We start from the raw sequence: 17,816 nt of genomic DNA on the forward strand, positions 1-17,816 counted from the left end.
ACGGGCGCGGTCTGCATAGCCTCCATGTCCAATGATACCGAGCACGGTCTCCGCGTTATCCGTGTGGGTGATAAAACAACCCCCTGCCCGAAATGCGGCGAGGTAGGGATTATTGTATCCGGTGAACCCCGTGATACTAACAATGGAAAAATAGCGGCGGTGGATGGTTCAGTCGTTCGCTGTGGTTGTCCTTCAGGATCAAACTGGATTATAGCGCCAGCAGGACAGTGGGTTGGCAGAGGACCGGATCCCTCTGTTGCAGCCCGGGAAAAATTGTTTGCTGAACGCAGAGCTGCGGACGAAGAAAGAGCCAGAAAACGGGCAGAGGAACGTGATCGCAATCGTGTATTCGCCAAATCCTGCCTGCGTGGTGAAGGTTGTAATGACGCGGGAGCGGAGCCGGAACCGCATACCAATTTTGCGAGAATGGCATTTTATCAGGCTGTTTCTCCTGCCGATCCGGCATCAGATACGGATTTTCCCCAACACGCCCAGACGGCGAAAAAGAAGAAACCAGCAGACGAAATTCCAAAACCGAAGAAGCGAAGTTCCCTGTATAAATGGTGGTTTGGTAATCATGAGGAAGTTGAATACCCGCGGGCAACTGCCGCTGCCACAAGTGCAGCCAACGCTCAGACAGCGGTTGAAGGAGCCAGCGTCCTTGGCCTGGTAGGTGGCAGTGCAATAACATCAGGAACGTGGGCGGTCAGACTGGGTGAAATGGTAACCGGACTGGGAAGGATTGCGGTCAGCGGCCCCGGTGCTCCCATAGCAGCCGTGGTAATGGGGATGATGCCCGGAAAGCTGAATGAGGGTGAGCAGGATTATTTCAACCGGACGCTGCTGGAACAGTTACGTGAAGCGCCCACCCGGGTGCGTTATACCTGGGAGCAGGATGACCGCGGTAATCTGACTCCACATGGATGGCATACCCCACCGGGTCAGGACAGGGTGCGTGTGCGTAAAATGGAGTGGGACAGCAGCCGGAAAGCGTATACGTTCACGACCGGGGAAGATCCGCGTATTACTATTATCTGGACGCCCGACAGCTCAGGGGTAAATGTTCCTATGTTTATCTTAGTCAGGGACGATCAGGTATTCCTGATAAAGATCATGACTATCATCCGGCACCGGAAACGAGTGAAATCGGTATTTCAGGTCTTAGAGAAGCTAAGAAAAAAACACCTAAGCAAGGTGGTGGCGGGCTCAGAGAACGCTGGGTTGATGCCAAAGGCAGACGAATTTACGAATGGGATTCACAACACGGTGAACTTGAAGAATACAGAGCGAGCGATGGTGAGCATTTAGGAACTATCGATTATAAAACAGGTGAGCAGCTAAAACCTGCGGTTAAAGGCCGGAATGTTAAAAGATATTTATAAGAGGGAATCATGGGACTGATATTGATATTAGAATGGTTTGATAAATCTGATGAGGTTTTGATCAGCAAAGAGACTTCCGCAGATTTAGGGCAAAATGGGAGTATAATAAAAAAATTTAATTTACCTTTCGATGGAAGAATATATGATGGCGGGTTTGATGTATTAATCTCGTGGATAGATGATTTGCAACCATTATTTTCACATCATATTGATTTCGAAAAATATGACTATCAGCTGGTTTTTAAGCGAACTGAATGAAATAATATACTATTCCATAATAAGTATTTGCTATTAATCACGGGTGTTATTTTTTAGTTGCAGCATGTTGCCCTTATGTGCTGCTTCATTCCTAATCCTTTCCAATATTCAGTGAAAAAATAGTCAAAAGAAATAAACATATCGATCTGTAAACATGATCAGCATTATATATTTATAGCCTATAAAATTTAGCACATTTTATATATGGTTATCGGATGCTAACACGGGTAATGGTTCCCCGATTCCAATACAAATAGCAGATAAGCTTCGAGGGCGAACTTTTGGAAACTTTGACCAGTTCCGCAAGGCATTTTGGTTAGAGGTTTCCAAAGATCCTGAACTCTTGAAACAATTTAAACCTCATAATCAAACTCATGTCCGCAATGGCAATTCACCTTTTACACGCGCAACAGATTGTGTAGGGGGAAGGGAGCGTTATGAAATACATCATATCAAGCCAATAAGCCAGGGTGGGGACGTTTACAACGTTGATAATATGGGAGTAACCACGCCAAAGCATTATATTGAAATTCATTCAACAAAACAGGGTAGATCATATGAGTGATAAAAAAACATTATCTGACTATTCAGAAAGTGAGTTTTTAGATTTAGTCCGTAAAATATGCAGAGCAGAAGGACCAACAGAAGAGGATGATAATCGGTTGGTCAGGGAATTTAGGCGTATTGCTGAACATCCATCAGGTTCAGACCTTATTTTCTATCCAGAGGATGGGAAAGATGATAGTCCGGAAGGTATTGTTCAGGAGATAAAAAAATGGCGTCAAGCTAATGGCAAGCCTGGATTCAAAGATTAAGATAATCTTGTTTATATTCTTACTATTCCGTGCCTTGGGGCGCGGTTTGTTTTTTATTATCGATAGTCAGGGAAATTTTAACCGTTTAATTGCTGTGATAACTCTTCCGATACTCTTACTATCAAACTCTCACCAGTGTACGAAATCCATTCATAAGCGTCATCTGGCTCCTAAGTAACGGGAAAGTGCGTAACCTGCCGGTCGAACCTTTAACTCTTACCACGGTGTCCGGGGACCAGCAGTATGCCTGCAAAGGGATCACGCAGAGTCATTTTCTTATGGTTATGACCAGGACATCAGTGATTTATCACAGGGAAAACTTACCCCTATGGCAACGGGTAGCGATAACCACGGAACTCCGACAGACGGCACGGGCAGACAGGCCCTGCCACCCGACAGGGCCTGTAAGGAGTCAGCGGATAAAGTCCTGATCGTCGATGATCCTCAGCGGTTCGATATCGCTCTCCTTCTTAATGACCAGCGTCGGATCTGAACGCAGACAGGCCCCGCCGTAGTGCCCACCGACAGTGAACGTACACACCTGGATATATCGTCCGGCTACCTTTGGCAGACACCAGAGTTGCTGATAGATATTGGTTTGCCCTGCAAATTTGCCGCCGGTCTCACCGAGCAACTGTTCGCGGTGACTTACCAGCCCGATATTGCTGCCGCAACGCCCCCCGATGGGTTTAATGGCATAGCCGGTCTGTTGCAGTTCCTCATTAATGGTGAAGTCAGTATCCAGCAGATATTTATGATGCGGGAACAGCGACCACAGCACCGGAAGGATCGCTTTATTTCCGGGGATCACGGTCCACAGGGGTTCAAAAACCATCACCTCGGGCCGCAGCAGCACATCCATCAGCCGGACCTGATGATCGGCTTCTCCGGTACGGATAGGTAAAGCGGCCGGCGGTTCGGCTTCACATTCGGCCCGCAATTGCTCCAGCACGGTTTCCCAGGCCCAGGTTTTCCAGACACAGTTCACTTCGCGACCCTCCGCGTCGATCAGCTGGCCGGTGGCGTTCCAGTGTAATTCACCGAGGCCGTGCAGAATTTTGCTTTTGAAGCCGGCATCGGTTAATGCTTGCTGCATCATCAGAGCATGATAATTTTCTTCAATATCGTCATCCTGAAGAATGTGTACGAACGGCAGGGCATCACTGTGTTTCCAGGCATCCGCCAGCGTATTGATCAGGCGGCGGCAGGGATCTTTACCCTTATCGACACCTCCCTGGCGTGCCCATTTCCCCAGTACAATACCGCCTTCTGTATGACAGGAAGCCGAATCCGCGTTGTATTCATAGACTTTCAGACCCCGTTCATCCAGACAAAAATCGAGCCGGCCGGTGATCATATGATGGCGACGCCGCTGCCAGGAAAGACGCAACCGTGGCCAGAGAATTTCAGGGATATCGAACAGGCGGAGCAGGCTGTCGTCCCGCAATACTTTATCGGTAGCATGAAGGTACATCAGGTGCAGTTCGTTGGTCGCGCTGATCAGTTCCTGTTCTGCACTGCGGGAGATCGTAAAATACTGACAGGGATCCGCATTGATCACCGCACCGTTATTCGCCTGCATATACGCATGTTCAACCGGGTTATTGTTATCCAGCCACTCACCGGAAAATCTGTCCGCCTCCGGTACGCGTTCAGCATGGATAGCCAGATAAGCGGATTCGGTTTCCGGGGCAGGCAGACTGTCCACACTGTCACAGGTCTGCACCATCCAGCCGAGGATCTCCGTATCATCAAAGGTGTCTTCGATAACATAGCGGCCATTATCACAGCGCAGCACCAGCTCACGGGTCCATTGCTGTCCGGCGGGCAACGGACTGTGGATCACGTTCTGTTCAACTATCTGGATTTTGCCTGCATAGACGCGGGTAATAATCGCGACATGGCCGGTTGTTTCAAATTCACCGCCTTGTTGCCAGATCAGTAACGCGCCGGAGACTGGCGGACGGGCACTACCGTTAGCAAAAGCCTGTAAGGGGAGAATATCGTCATTAACGACCTGGCGGAGAAAACGCAGAGCGAAGATTTCGTAAGCCATCCGGACATCGGTAAACACCACACCATAGTTCAGATACAGAAAGCGGCGGGCAAATTCGACACATTGCCATTTATAGCCCATGTATTCGTTGCCAAGATAACTACGCAGTGAAGCATCGTCCGGAAATTCTTCGCTATCCAGTGAATCGTAATCAGAAGAATAGATAGCGACACCGCCGGGGGCGTAACCTAATACTGTCCCGAAAGGAGCGTGATTTTGCGTAAGTTCCACAGTCATTTTTTGCCTTAATCGAAAAACAGCCAGCCTGAGGCATGGAGTGTTCAGTATCCCTGACATCAGGAGAGTCCCGGACGGGGCTGGTTCAGGGAGTCTTTCCCGGAGCAGGGTGCCGGACAGAGCGGACGGCAGACGGGGCGGGCAAAATAATCATAGCACTAAAATCCGGGAAATAAACCGGCATTTATGTGACGTTGTCACTTTGTTTTTAATCAGAAATAAAAGGCTGCCCGCAGGAACTGCGGGCAACGGAAACTCAGAGTGCGATAGTTAATTCACCCAGCGTTTTTACCAATGCCATGTTCTCACGGTAGTCTACCGGGCAGGCAATGACCGTCACACCGTCGCCCGCCAGAGCTTCTTTCAGCACCGGCAGTAATTCCCCGGCAGAAGTGATCTGATGACCACGGGCACCAAAACTTTCAGCGTACTTCACGAAATCAGGGTTTCCGAAATCGACCGAATCGTGGGCACCTTCTTCAATGTCCATTTTCCATTTGATCAGCCCGTAGCTGCCGTCCACCCAGACCAGCACGACCAGCGGAATACGTTCACGGACGGCTGTTTCAATTTCCTGTGAATTCATCATAAAGCTGCCGTCCCCCATACTGGCCAGCACTTTACGCTGAGGAAACGCCAGTTTTGCGGCAATCGCGCCAGGCAGGGAAAACGCCATGGTGGATAAGCCGTTCGAGGTCAGGCAGGTAAGGGGCTGATAGGTAGGGTAGAGACGTGAAACCCACATCTTAATGGCCCCGGTATCCGCCAGCACAATATCGTGGTCATCCAGTGCACTTCGCATATCAGCCACCACCCGTTGTGGTTTCAGCGGGAAGCTATCGTCATGACGGCCTTTCTCCAGTTCCTGCTCACGCAGGTGGCGGATAGTTGCGCTGCCGGGCTGAGCATGCAGTGGTTCTTCACCCAGCGCCTCGCTCAGTGCGGACAGTGTGAGTGAAATATCCGCGGCAAGGGCGATATCGGTGCGGTAGTGACGATCGGTATCCGGAAGGAAGCTGTTGATGTGGATGATCTTTTTATCGGCATCCGGGTTCATCCTTTCCGGGGCAAATTCCTGAAGCTCGTAACCGACCGCCAGGATCACATCGGCTTTATCGAAAGCAAAATTCTCGTAATCATGGCGCATAAAGCCCATCACACCCAGCGCATGCTGACTGCGATCGCTGATCACCCCTTTGCCCATAAAGGTGGTGGCCGCCGGTATCTGATAACGTTCGGTAAACTGATTCAGCGCACTCGCGGCACCGTTTCTTGCCACGCCGTGCCCGGCCAGGATGACGGGGTAGCGTGCCTCACGCAGCAGCTTCGCGATAGCAGAAACTGTTTCAGCCGGCGGAAGAGAAATACTGCTGCTTACCGGCAGAATGGGCTGCAGGTTTTCAGGTACCGGCATCGCTTCCACATCCTGCGGGATAGCCAGATAAGTCGCCCCCGGCCGCTCCTGCTGTGCTATCTGAAAGGCTTTACGAACCATTTCAGCCGAGGCGGCGGGAGTGTAAAGGGTATCAGCCCACTGAGTCACTGGCCGGAACATGGCGGTCAGGTCGACAATCTGATGGGATTCTTTATAGATCCTGTTCAGTCCTACCTGGGCTGAGATAGCCACCAGCGGACTGGAATCGGTCTGCGCGTCTGCGGTTCCCAGCAGCAGATTAATGGCGCCGGGACCGAGAGTCGCTGTGCAGACCCCGGCTTTCCCGGTCAGGCGACCGTAGATGTCGGCCATAAATGAGGCTGCCTGCTCATGGCGAACCAGAATAAAACGGATATTTTCTGAGGCAGTGATGGCGCGAACGAATTTGATATTTTCCTCGCCCGGGATCCCGAAGACGTATTTCACGCCTTCGGCTTCAAGACAGGAAACAAGAAACTCTGCGACATTTTTCGTTTTAACGGTCATACATTATCTCCGGGATATCGGTTATCTGTTAAAACCGCACACGAATGGTTATTTACCCGGCCAGGTAATATAACAATCCGCCCATGGTCAGAATCGAGAAAAGTGTACTAAAGAAAAGAATGGAAGCGATTTCCTGCCCGGCAGTTTTGTATTGTACGGCCAGGATGACACAGACTGAGGCGGTCGGAATGGCCATGCTGATCACCGACAGGCTAAGTGTCTGACGGTCGGTATGCAGCCAGAGTGCCAGCGCCATAATCAGCAACGGCAGGATAATATTTTTAGCCACAATCGACAGGATAACCGTGCGGTTAAACACCACGTGATAGGAATACAAAATCACTCCGGAAGCAAACAGTGCAACCCCGCCGGTGGTACCGCCAAGCAGTTGTAGTGCGCTGCGAAAAGCCGCGGGAATATGCAGATTGCACAGTAAGAGAAATAACGCCAGCACCGGGGCCCAGACCACAGGTTCTTTCAGGGTATGGACGATATGCTGTAAGAAGGAGTCACCTTTCTTTTCTGTGTCGGAAGAGGAAAGGATCAGAATAGTCAACGGCACCTGAAACAGGTTCATAATAATACTGCATAAGGCGATGGGAATGGTGCTGATCGTCCCGTACAGATGACCCAGGACCGGGACGCCGACAAAAGGAACCGCCGGGCCGGACACCGAAAGTGCCAGCAAGGCCGCCAGGCCGGGTTTCTGACGAAACAGATAGCGTACCAGCAGAAAGACAAGAATATATCCTCCTACCATGCCGGCCAGCAGGATAACGGCGATCAACCCCTGGGAGAGGAGTACCGAACGGGAGAGGCCCATCATCCCCGCAAACAGGGTTAACGGCAGGGCATACAGCATGACCATCCGGTTAAGTACCGCCCCCTGACCGGCATCAAAATCATGGTGCCAGCCGGCAATAAAACCCAGCAGCAGTGTGACGACTATCGGCAAAAGTGCCGGGATAATCAAATCAATCATTATTATTCTCCCGCATCAGGTCAGGCATCATCACAGGCCAGTGCAGTGGCCCGAAAGGGCCTATAAAGTAGCTCTGATAACCTATGATGTATAGCGGGTGGCATACTGAACATTCACGGCACATCGATAAGTTTCGCTGATGAAACAATTCCGTAAAAAAATATTATTTTTGCGCCAACAGCGTCATCCTGCAGGATTTAAGGGCCGGTTTCAGCAAGCAACGTAAAACGGGCAGGAGCCAGGAAACAGACAGATAACCCTGAAAATAGCAAGGTTAAATAATAAGAATAGATTTTTTTCAATGGGTTATTGATTAACACTTTAAAAATTAAGCTTTTCCTGATGCGGATCTCACCGTGCTTTCAGAAAATAATGTAAGCTGGTATGAGTGTGTTATTTTTACACATTAGTGAAGAATATCTTTTGTATTTATTGGCATTTTCCGGCCTTCTGTTCAGGCTGATATAAGGCGAATGACCCGGAATTTACACTGCAAACAGGCAGGCTGCGGTCTATATTTATTATTTATTACCCGGCAGGTCGTGGTGACTGACCTGACCAGAATATTTGCTTCATACTGACCCGAAGGCTAATGCTATGGAACTGAAGGATTACTACGCTATTCTCGGGGTAGAACGTACTGATGATACTAAAGCCATTAAGACCGCTTATCGCCGTCTGGCCAGGAAATATCATCCCGATGTCAGTAGCGAGAAAGATGCAGAGACAAAGTTTAAAGAGATCGCCGAAGCCTATGAAGTGCTGAAAGATAAAGAGCGTCGGGAAGAATATGACACCCTCTGGCAGCACCGTAATGATCCCCGTTTTAATGAGTATTCTTCCACCGGTTCGGCCTATTCGGATGCCGGAAGTGCCGGACAGGAAGACTTCTCTGACTTCTTTAGCTCCGTTTTTGGTCAGCAGTCACGACAGGCCCGGCAACCCCGCGCGGAACGCGGCCAGGATATCGAAACCGAAGTTGCCGTTTTCCTCGAAGAGGCTCAACGGGGTGAAACCCGGACCATTCAGTTCAGCTTACCGGTACGTAATGCCTTCGGGATGATCGTGCAGGAGATCCCGAAAACGCTGAAAGTCAAAATCCCGGCCGGCATCTCAGACGGTGAGCGGATCCGTCTGAAAGGACAGGGCGGACAGGGCAGTGGCGGTGGGCCTGCCGGTGACCTTTATCTGGTCATCCGTATTGCTCCGCATCCTCTGTTTGATGTGGCGGGGAATGATCTGGAGGTGGTTTTACCGCTCGCCCCCTGGGAGGCGGCGCTGGGCACCAAAGTATCGGTGCCGACACTGCAGGACAGTATTCTGCTGACCATACCGCCGGGGACTCAGGCAGGACAGCGTCTTCGGGTCAAAGGCAAAGGACTGTCTGCCAGGCAGAGTCAGGGAGATCTCTACGCCGTGGTGAAAATTGTTATGCCACCCCGACCGGATGAAAAATCACAGGCGCTCTGGCAGCAACTGGCTGACGCCGGGTCGGCTTTCGATGCCCGCCGGGGCTGGGGGAAAGAATAATGAGTCATGTCGGGATCACCTTCACCGTCACCGAGTTTTGTCTGCACACCGGCTTAACCCGGGCAGAACTGACCGAAATCATCGGGCTGGGTGTGCTGGAACCGCAAGGGGAAGCTTCTGAGCAGTGGCAGTTCGATGATGGATCGCTGGCACTTTGTCTCCGTGCTCAGCGTCTGCGCCGTGAACTGGAACTTGACTGGCCGGGGATAGCGGTGGCGCTTACCTTACTGGATGAGATAGAACGTCTTAACAGTGAAAACAGGCAACTGAATCAGCGCTTGTTGCGATTCACTTCACCTTAACAGTAAACCGGGCGGCTCTTACGGCGCAAGTCCGGGCGATTATCCGGCTCTTATGCAGCCTGTTGCCTGGTGAACGGGGCAGAGGGTCGTTATCTCAGTCAGTCGGTTTTCTTTGCAGGAAAGCCGAACCTTTCCTGCGCCTTTCCGGCGTGAAGTGCGTCGATATTCCCCTTTATATGCCCCTTTATTGCAGCCTTCGGGGCGTTAACTGTCTTTCTGAACCGGTATGGCCGCCCGGCAGTTTATACACCTTGCTGGCCCCGGTAAGTTCAGCGTGTTATCGGAGATCACGGACGGCCGGAATAACGTCATGAGGGCACAAGATGGCCCTGTTGAACCCGGAAAGAGGGTTTCCTCACGCAGATGATAGTAAACAACGTAACTTTATGGTTTATAAGGAAAAAACTCGCAGTGCGGCGGTGTTTTTTTAACCGGATTGTTTGATCGTTATTCATGGTACCGGTTCCTTTTCGGGCGGATTTGCAATTCAGATTTAAGCCTATTAGGGTGTGCGCCAGACAATGACAGAGCTTTAATTACCCATGTTGGCATTAAGCTTGCTTGTTAATAAGACAGGTCCTCAGATAAGAGAACTGACCTGCGGTAGCCGCTGCGATTGCGCAGCATTTAAGTCAATACATTAACCTGCAGAGTAAATAATTATGTGGCTCAGGGAAACCAACAGCGGCGAGCGTAAAACACTCGCCGCTGCTTTTATGGGATACGGGATCGATGCCTTCGACTCCATGATTTACACTTTTATGATCCCGACGTTTATTGCGTTGTGGGGAATGACAACCACCGAAGCCGGTTACATCGCGACCGGTGCGCTGATTTCGTCTGCTGTGGGCGGATGGCTGGCAGGGATCCTGGCGGACAAATACGGCCGCGTCAGAATGCTGCAGGTTACCGTCCTCTGGTTCAGTTTCTTTACTCTGTGCAGTGGCTTTGTTCACTCACCGGAACAACTGTTGTTTACCCGCGTTATGCAGGGGCTGGGGTTCGGGGGAGAATGGTCGGTCGGCTCCGTACTGATTTCTGAAATGATCCGCGCCCGTCACCGGGGGAAAGCGGTAGGTCTGGTACAGAGTAGCTGGGCGGTAGGCTGGGCAGTGGCGGCTATTGCTTACTGGCTGATCTATTCTTCATTCTCTCCGGCACTGGCCTGGAAAATGTTGTTCTGGGTCGGTGCATTACCTGCGCTGATCCTGGTCTGGTTACGTCGTAACCTGCAGGACCCGGAAATTTACTTGCAAACGCGCCGTCGTCAGCAGGAGACCGGTGTATCGGAAGGCAGCTTTATGCAAATCTTCCACCCGAAAATGCTGCGTATCACGCTGTTTTCCAGTCTGCTGGCCACCGGTATGCAGGGAGCTTACTATGCGGTCACGACCTGGCTGCCTACGTTCCTGAAAACTGAACGTCACCTGTCCGTGCTCAATACCAGCGGTTACCTGGTGGTACTGATTGCGGGCTCCTTTGCCGGATATCTGACCAGCGCCTGGGTCTCGGATGCATTTGGCCGTCGCCGCTGTTTTATTCTGTTTGCTCTGTGCGCCATCGTGCTGGTGGTCAGCTATACCTTACTGCCGGTGACCAATACGGTGATGATGGTACTGGGTTTCCCGCTTGGCTTTTTCCTGTCCGGTATTTTTTCCGGGATGGGGGCCTATCTCAGCGAGCTATATCCGGGGCATATCCGTGGCTCGGGGCAGGGGTTCTGTTATAACTTTGGCCGTGCTGTCGGGGCTATCTTCCCGGGAATGATTGGCTATATGAGCGGACACATGCCTTTGGGAACCGCTATTGGTTATATGGCTGGCGGCTCGTATTTGCTGGTCATCATTGCCTGCCTGGCATTGCCGGAAACCCGCGGCAAACAGCTGGATGCCGATGTGGCAGGTGAACGTCAGGGCTGAGGTTGAGGACGGCGATTTATGCCCGTCGCTTTATGATGAAGCGACGGGTTAAAAAGCAGAACAGTCACAGCCGTTATGCCTGCCGCCGGTGTCGCCCCCGGTATTCCTGGCCTGCACAGTCACCCCGCAGACAGCGGTAATGGCCATCCGGGTACCGTTTGCCGTCAGCCATGCGCCAGCTCGCCGAGTATTCGCTCACCCTCCGCATCCTGTGGCAGAAACACCAGCAAACGGGAACCATCGCGGGGGGCAGAGAACCAGTTCATCTGCTGCAGGGTAAAGTGACCGTATTCCGGATGGTTAAAATGCTTAATATGATTTTCGATACTGCGGATTTCATAATGCTGTTGCCAGAGCTGATAAAACCGGGGCGAGACGGAAAAAAAACATTCCAGTAACTCTTGCCAGCGCGGATCCTCACGATATTCAGCCATGCCCGCACGGAAATAAGCCACATAGAGGGGCAACACCGTGGACTCATCAGACAGACGACTGCGCCACTGTTCATTGGTCAGGTACTGATAAATGCAGTTACGCTCCCCGACCGGCACCGTATCAAGATCCACTCCCATCAGACGGCAAAACGCCGCGTTACAACCGAGAATATCGAAATTGGGCCGTTGCAGCGACGCCGGATTAGGCATCAGCGACTGAAGCAAGCGCTGTGAGGCCGGGCCTGCCTGCCGGCATTCCGCGGCTAACGGTCCGTCCGGTACCGGGAGCCCGGCCAGGATAAACAGGTGACGGGTTTCTGCCGGCGTACATTGTAATGCCTTGCTGATCGCCGATAAGACGGCGGCCGACGGTTTCATTTCCCGGCCCTGTTCAAGCCAGGTGTACCAGGTTACACCGACGTCCGCCAGCATCGCGACTTCTTCCCGGCGCAGGCCGGGGGTACGGCGACGGCCGGTATTCGGTAACCCCAGACGTTGCGGGTCCAGACTCTCCCGGCGGGTACGCAAAAAGGCGGCCAGCAACTGACGGCTGTTTTTTTCCTGTCTCACCGGGCTCACAGCGGAAGGCTGCATTGTCATTCTGTACTCCAGCATAGTAGTGCTGGTACCAGTATAAGCAGGAACTGGTACCCTGTTAAATATTCCTCAATACTACGGGCAGATAATAAAACACACAACGGAGCTTTCATGAAAGCGACACCTGCCTCGCCCGGGAAAACCGGTCTGATATTGTTACTGACGGCGCAAATGTTACCGCTGATCGATACCTCGATCACTAACGTAGCACTGGAATCGATCACCCGTTCACTGGCCAGCAGTGCCACAGACCTGGAGCTGATTGTCGCGCTGTATGGCGTTGCATTCGCCGTCTGTCTGGCGGTGGGCAGTAAACTCGGGGACAACTACGGCCGGAGGCGTATGCTGCTGACGGGGGTGATTATTTTTGGCCTGGCCTCACTGTTCTGCGGTCTTTCGGCCAGTGTGACTCAGTTACTGATCGCCAGGACGGTTCAGGGGATGGGGGCAGCGCTGATTGTGCCGCAAATTCTGGCAACTCTGCACGTGACATTGTCAGGACAGGCCCACGGGCGGGCAATCAGTCTGTATAGCGGCATCGGGGGGCTTGCGTTTATTATCGGACAGGTCGGAGGCGGCTGGCTGGTATCGGCAGATATCGCCGGACTGGGCTGGCGTAATGCGTTTTTTATTAATGTGCCTATCTGTCTGCTGGTACTGATCTTCAGTCTGCGCTTTATTCCGGAAACCCGCAATGAACAGCCTTCCCGTATCGACTGGCAGGGCACGGCATTACTGGCAGTGATCCTCTGCTGTCTGCTGTTTCCGCTGGCTCTTGGGCCGGTAATGCACTGGCCGTGGATGATGCAGCTGGCCTGTATTGCCGTGCTGCCGCTGGGTTTGCTGATGCGTTACGGCGCTATTTTGCAGCAACGGCGCGGTCTGAACCCGCTATTGCCCCCACGCTTACTGAAACTGCCGGGGGTACGCTTCGCCTTATTGATTGCGGTGCTGTTTTTCACCTGCTGGTCCGGGTTTATGTTCTGTATGGCGTTAACCCTGCAGGCGGGGGCAGGCATGGGGGCACTGGCTTCCGGGAACAGTTTTATTGTGCTCGGAGCCTCTTATTTTATTGCAGCCCTCTATGCGCCAAAACTGATTGCCCGTTACACTCCGGCACCGGTATTACTGGCAGGAGTGCTGGTACAGGTCAGCGGTGTCGGGGTGCTGATAGCGACTCTGGCCTGGCAGGGAAATGCGCTGACGCTCTGGTCGATTGCGCCCGGCACATTACTGATGGGGATGGGGCAGGCGGTAATAGTGAACTGTTTTTACCGGATCGGTATGCGGGATATTGCCACCCGGGATGCGGGCGCAGGCAGTGCCATTCTTAGTACGTTACAGCAGGCGTGTCTGGGGATAGGGCCTGCGGCGGCTGGCGCACTCTACCAGTATCTGCATCAGCACCTTAATGGCAGTTATGCCCATGCCATGTCGGGTTTCCTGATGGCTGAAGCACTGGTCATGATGGGGCTGGGGCTTGCCACTCTGCTGAAACGTCACACACTGCATCTGTCGCCGGTGCAGGCAGAGGCACAGGACGGCGGCAGGTCTTAATGCCGGACAGAAAAAAGACGCCCCGGGAGGCGTCTTTGCTGTCGTTGCGACTGGCAGTACGGGGTCAGTCCTTGTCTCTCTGCGGCTGAACCCGGGTGGTCAGTGCCATAATGGCACTGGCAAGGCTGAATACCCAGATGATCCAGGCCATGGTCCAGGGAGTGCCGTCATTGAACATCGCCAGCAGTAACGAGGCAAAAATACCGCTACCGTACTGTAAAGAGCCAATCAGGGCAGAGGCAGAACCGGTGATCTCCCCGGCATTATCCAGGGCTGCCGCCGTAGAACCGGCCGCGATGATACCGTTCATCGAAAAGAAGAACAGCACGGTGATCACAATCAGTACCATCCCTGCCGGATGTCCGGCCGAGACCAGAGCCAGAAGCGTTGCCGCAATCGCAGCAACGACCGCTGCAACTTTCAGCAGCTTCTCCAGCGGATAATGCCGCACCAGATGCCGGTTAGCCTGACTCATAATGACCACCCCGACGATGTTCACCGCAAACAGCCAGCCGAAATACTGCGGGTCAACCCCGAAATAGCTAATGTAGACAAACGGAGAACCGGCAACAAAGGCATACACACCGAGGTAATAAAACGCCAGACACAGGGTAAAGCGCATAAAAACAGTATTACGCAGCAGTGAATAATAGTTAGTCACGGCCCTGACGGGAGAAGATTTCACCCGTTTCTCCGGCGGCAGTGTTTCCGGCAGCCAGTAAAGTGAAATCAGCATCAGTGTGCCCAGCACGGCCAGTAGCCAGAAAATGGCCTGCCATGAGGCGAAACGGATGATTTGCCCCCCCATCAGCGGGCCGGCGATAGGCGCCACCGACATAATCATCATTAATACCGACAGCATCTGCGCTGCCCGGGTTCGCGTGAACAAATCCCGTATCATCGCCCGTGCCAGCATGGGGCCGGTACAGGCCCCCAGGGCCTGAAATACACGCCAGAAAACGATCTGCGTAATATTGTGCGATAACGAACAACCGATGGAGCCGACAATAAACAATACCATGCCAATGATCAGGGGCTTGCGGCGGCCCAGATGGTCACTGACCGGGCCCCAGACCAGTTGTGCAATACAGAAACCCAGCAAGAAACCGGTGATGGTCAGTTCGGTATTTCCCTGCAGATCTTTCTGCATAGCCGGTAATGCCGGCAAATAAATATCTGTCGAGAGCGAGGTAAAGGCCATTAACGCGCTGAGGATCAGCACGAAAGGCATGCCGGTGACCGGCAAAGCAGCATGACGCGGCTGCGATTTCATGTCAGACATAAAAATCCTGATGCAAGGAAGCTGTGTATGTAAGCCGTATTAGCGGTGAAGCAGGCAGGTTTGAACGGGTAAGGCCCGGGAGCTGAATTTACCACGGATAATTCCCGGCGATCTTACCTGACAGACAGCGGCGGGACAAGCCTCAGGCCGCTGCCGCCTTAAGGGTAGCAGGTATTTTCTGTAAAGAAATATAGCCAGTGAAAACGACGGCCTAAGTGGTGTGGATACTCAGAGAATGCGCAGCCGACAGCGTCTTTCGGCTGTTCAGGCCGGGCTACGGCTGGAATACCAGCAAAGCAGCGAGCCGGCACAGACCATAATGGCACCTGTCCAGAAGTGATGACCGAGTGTTTGCCCCAGCAGCAGTGCCGCGAACAACGAGGAAATCACCGGAATAAAATACGATGCGGCTGCCAGCAGGGTGACATTGCCATGTAAAACACCGACATTCCAGGCAGCATATCCCAGCCCCATCGCCACCGCAATGCCGGCCAGACAGCCCAGCACTCCGGGGCTGAAGTGCATCGCCGGGGTATCGGAAAAAAAGAATTTAACCCACAGCGCCACGGCGGTCAGAGCGAAAAAAAGCGTGATCCCGTTATTGCCATTGGCCAGCTTTTTGGTCAGTACACAATATATTCCCCAGATAATGGCACCGGCAAAGGCCATTCCGTAGCTCAGGGGGTTGGAAGCAATGTTCTCGGTCACCTCATGCAGTGAAAAACCCTGTTCACCGCCAAGCACTTTACCTACGCCGGCAAAACAAAGCAGAATTCCCGGCAGCATCAGCAGGCCGGGCCGCCGTTTATCGGCAATCAGGGCGAAGAGCAGGGTCAGGCTGGGCCAGAGATAATTCACCATCCCTACCTCAATCGCCTGGGCATCCGTCTGTGCAAAGCCGATGGACAGCGAGAGACAGATTTCATAGGCCACAAACAGCACGGCCCCGGGGATCAGGTATTTACGCGGGAAGGAGGACAGCGCAGGGATCCCGACCACGAAGAACAGTAATAACGAGCTGCAGGTATAGATCATCGCTGCGCCGCCAATCGGTCCCAGACCTTGCGTCACTCCGCGAAGAAATCCGACCAGGGTACTCCATAATATGACGGCGGTCAGGCCGATCACGGTGGCTTTTCTGACTGGCATCCCTGAACTCGCTCCGTAACTGTAATGAGGAAATTGCGGGTTACCCTGTAGTTTACCGGCCGTTACCGGGCGAACACGGGGGTAATAAAAAGTAAGAATAAATTAACAATAAATAAATAAAAATCAAACGGTTTTCGGAGGCAGACAGCGGGGGCCGCATAGCTGAAACGTAACGGCCCGCGGGGGATGAACACAGCAAGCCCGGTGGCGTCGTGGCTGACAACAAATTTTCCGCAAGCGCATTCACGGAGTAGTGATCAGATGAAAACGTAACCGATAATAAGGCGCGGGACGACAAAAGGGCGGCCGGGAGTGCGTGATACAGGCACAGCCCGGCACCGTCCGCATAACGGGTGTGATTAAGGGACTTTTGACATTTTCCTGTGACGCAGTGCAGAGGAAACTTTAGGTATCATCATACTGATAACAATAATCAGGCAACCGACAATCTGTGACATTGTAATTTTCTCTGCCAGGATCAGATAGGAGAAAACATAGGCCGCAGGTAACTCGAGGGTCACAAGCATTCCTGCCAGTGTCTGCGATGTCCGCGGCATCCCCAACCCGAAAAGCAGCACCGGCAATACAGACGAGAACATGGCCGTCAGCAGAGACCAGAAACTGTCGGTAGTAAACGGTGAAATAGTGACGTGATCCTTCATCACACAGATAGCCGTAATAAAAGCGCCCAGCGTCAGTAACTTTGCCTTGTCCGTGACACGGTTACTGGTCGCTATTTGTGAGGAACAGAGGATCACCATACTGTAGCAACAAGCGGCGGATAATCCCCAGAGGAGGCCGGTCATATTCAGCGTGACATGGCCACCGAAAGCGCCGGTCGCAATCACCACGCCGGAGATAATGCAGAGCAGTGCCACTATATCCTGCCGTGCAATACGACTGCGTTTGATAAGAGAGGTCATCAGCGGGGCAATCCAGGAAGATTGCATGATCAGCAACGTTGCGGTCGGGACGCCGACATAGGCGACGGCACTGAAAAAACAGTAGGTGACACCGAATAACGGCACTCCCGTGAACAGGGCGATACCTTTCTCTTTCGGCGAGATAACGCCTTTTTTATTACTACTGAACTCAGAAAGGACAAAAAACAGGATAAAAGAGAACAAATACTGAGTCGCGATAATATTGCTGATATGTGCGCCATGCCCGATGGCCAGACTCATAATGATGCCCGGCAGTGCATAACAAATGGCTCCCAGGATGATCATGACCGCCCCGGAGGCATGTTTATTTAGCATAATAATGGCTCCCTGACTGTTTCCCGGCACGGCTACCCCCTGTACCGGTAAAGATGACGTCGTAGTGAGTTCCCGGGTACTGAGGATCAGTGAGTGTCGCCCGGGGAAAGCGAAGTATAGCAGGGCATTACGGATA

At 52.5% G+C, this 17,816-nt stretch carries 15 protein-coding genes and 2 pseudogenes; 10 read left to right on the plus strand and 7 right to left on the minus strand.

The annotated features are described in order from the left end of the window. Nucleotides 1–24: 24 nt before the first annotated feature. The 5 genes and pseudogenes from CG67_RS04820 to CG67_RS04830 all read left to right on the plus strand — a co-directional run. Nucleotides 25–1,011: pseudogene (locus CG67_RS04820) on the plus strand (S-type pyocin domain-containing protein); the annotation flags it as partial. Beyond that, nucleotides 972–1,382, plus strand: coding sequence for a colicin E3/pyocin S6 family cytotoxin (locus CG67_RS17330; RefSeq protein ID WP_235501105.1), 411 nt, complete (start codon nucleotides 972–974; stop codon nucleotides 1,380–1,382). The pseudogene CG67_RS04820 and the gene CG67_RS17330, both read left to right, overlap by 40 nt. 9 nt (nucleotides 1,383–1,391) lie before the next feature. Further along, complete coding sequence (locus tag CG67_RS04825; RefSeq protein ID WP_025901852.1) at nucleotides 1,392–1,640, plus strand: colicin E3-like toxin immunity protein; 249 nt, start codon at nucleotides 1,392–1,394, stop codon at nucleotides 1,638–1,640. A gap of 202 nt (nucleotides 1,641–1,842) precedes the next feature. Beyond that, nucleotides 1,843–2,205, plus strand: coding sequence for an HNH endonuclease signature motif containing protein (locus CG67_RS18740; protein WP_371190672.1), 363 nt, complete (start codon nucleotides 1,843–1,845; stop codon nucleotides 2,203–2,205). Further along, a complete protein-coding gene (locus CG67_RS04830; RefSeq protein ID WP_025901853.1) occupies nucleotides 2,198–2,455 on the plus strand; it encodes a bacteriocin immunity protein in 258 nt (85 codons plus the stop codon). The genes CG67_RS18740 and CG67_RS04830 overlap by 8 nt, the downstream gene beginning before the upstream one ends. A 412-nt stretch (nucleotides 2,456–2,867) precedes the next feature. Here CG67_RS04830 and gss read toward each other — a convergent pair whose 3' ends face one another. The 3 genes from gss to CG67_RS04845 all read right to left on the minus strand — a co-directional run bounded on the left by gss (nucleotide 2,868) and on the right by CG67_RS04845 (nucleotide 7,651). Next, a complete protein-coding gene (gss, locus tag CG67_RS04835; protein ID WP_025901854.1) occupies nucleotides 2,868–4,748 on the minus strand; it encodes a bifunctional glutathionylspermidine amidase/synthase in 1,881 nt (626 codons plus the stop codon). Between the two features lie 256 nt (nucleotides 4,749–5,004). Then, a complete protein-coding gene (locus CG67_RS04840; protein WP_025901855.1) occupies nucleotides 5,005–6,669 on the minus strand; it encodes an acetolactate synthase large subunit in 1,665 nt (554 codons plus the stop codon). 52 nt (nucleotides 6,670–6,721) lie between these two features. Continuing rightward, a complete protein-coding gene (locus tag CG67_RS04845; protein WP_025901856.1) occupies nucleotides 6,722–7,651 on the minus strand; it encodes an AEC family transporter in 930 nt (309 codons plus the stop codon). A 597-nt stretch (nucleotides 7,652–8,248) separates the two neighbouring features. On the opposite strand from CG67_RS04845, the gene cbpA reads away from it, so the two are divergent. The 4 genes and pseudogenes from cbpA to CG67_RS18745 form a co-directional block, all read left to right on the plus strand. Continuing rightward, nucleotides 8,249–9,181 (plus strand): curved DNA-binding protein, encoded by a 933-nt coding sequence (cbpA, locus tag CG67_RS04850; RefSeq protein WP_025901857.1) that lies wholly within the window; start codon nucleotides 8,249–8,251, stop codon nucleotides 9,179–9,181. Then, entirely contained in the window at nucleotides 9,181–9,483 is a 303-nt protein-coding gene (gene cbpM / locus CG67_RS04855; protein WP_025901858.1) for a chaperone modulator CbpM, read from the plus strand. Before cbpA ends, cbpM begins: the two co-directional genes overlap by 1 nt. A 662-nt stretch (nucleotides 9,484–10,145) precedes the next feature. Continuing rightward, nucleotides 10,146–11,402 carry an MFS transporter gene (locus CG67_RS04860; RefSeq protein ID WP_025901859.1) on the plus strand — a complete coding sequence of 419 codons (1,257 nt, stop codon included), beginning with the start codon at nucleotides 10,146–10,148 and terminating at the stop codon, nucleotides 11,400–11,402. An 88-nt stretch (nucleotides 11,403–11,490) separates the two neighbouring features. Then, nucleotides 11,491–11,547, plus strand: a pseudogene (locus tag CG67_RS18745) (hypothetical protein); the annotation flags it as partial. Nucleotides 11,548–11,566: 19 nt separating this feature from the next. On the opposite strand, the gene CG67_RS18495 reads toward CG67_RS18745, so the two are convergent. After that, complete coding sequence (locus tag CG67_RS18495) at nucleotides 11,567–12,436, minus strand: helix-turn-helix transcriptional regulator (RefSeq protein WP_025901860.1); 870 nt, start codon at nucleotides 12,434–12,436, stop codon at nucleotides 11,567–11,569. Between the two features lie 108 nt (nucleotides 12,437–12,544). On the opposite strand from CG67_RS18495, the gene CG67_RS04870 reads away from it, so the two are divergent. Beyond that, nucleotides 12,545–13,990: an MFS transporter gene (locus CG67_RS04870; protein ID WP_025901861.1), complete on the plus strand. Its 1,446-nt coding sequence runs from the start codon at nucleotides 12,545–12,547 to the stop codon at nucleotides 13,988–13,990. A 64-nt stretch (nucleotides 13,991–14,054) separates the two neighbouring features. On the opposite strand, the gene CG67_RS04875 is transcribed toward CG67_RS04870, so the two are convergent. The 3 genes from CG67_RS04875 to CG67_RS04885 all read right to left on the minus strand — a co-directional run bounded on the left by CG67_RS04875 (nucleotide 14,055) and on the right by CG67_RS04885 (nucleotide 17,680). After that, on the minus strand, nucleotides 14,055–15,272 hold the full coding sequence (locus CG67_RS04875; protein ID WP_025901862.1) for a multidrug effflux MFS transporter: 1,218 nt from the start codon (nucleotides 15,270–15,272) through the stop codon (nucleotides 14,055–14,057). Between the two features lie 264 nt (nucleotides 15,273–15,536). Beyond that, nucleotides 15,537–16,421, minus strand: coding sequence for an aromatic amino acid DMT transporter YddG (gene yddG, locus CG67_RS04880; RefSeq protein WP_025901863.1), 885 nt, complete (start codon nucleotides 16,419–16,421; stop codon nucleotides 15,537–15,539). A gap of 359 nt (nucleotides 16,422–16,780) precedes the next feature. After that, nucleotides 16,781–17,680 carry an EamA family transporter gene (locus CG67_RS04885; protein WP_152975036.1) on the minus strand — a complete coding sequence of 300 codons (900 nt, stop codon included), beginning with the start codon at nucleotides 17,678–17,680 and terminating at the stop codon, nucleotides 16,781–16,783. Between the last annotated feature and the right edge of the window lie 136 nt (nucleotides 17,681–17,816).

Source organism: Tatumella sp. UCD-D_suzukii (assembly GCF_000611875.2).
Lineage (GTDB): Bacteria > Pseudomonadota > Gammaproteobacteria > Enterobacterales > Enterobacteriaceae > Tatumella > Tatumella ptyseos.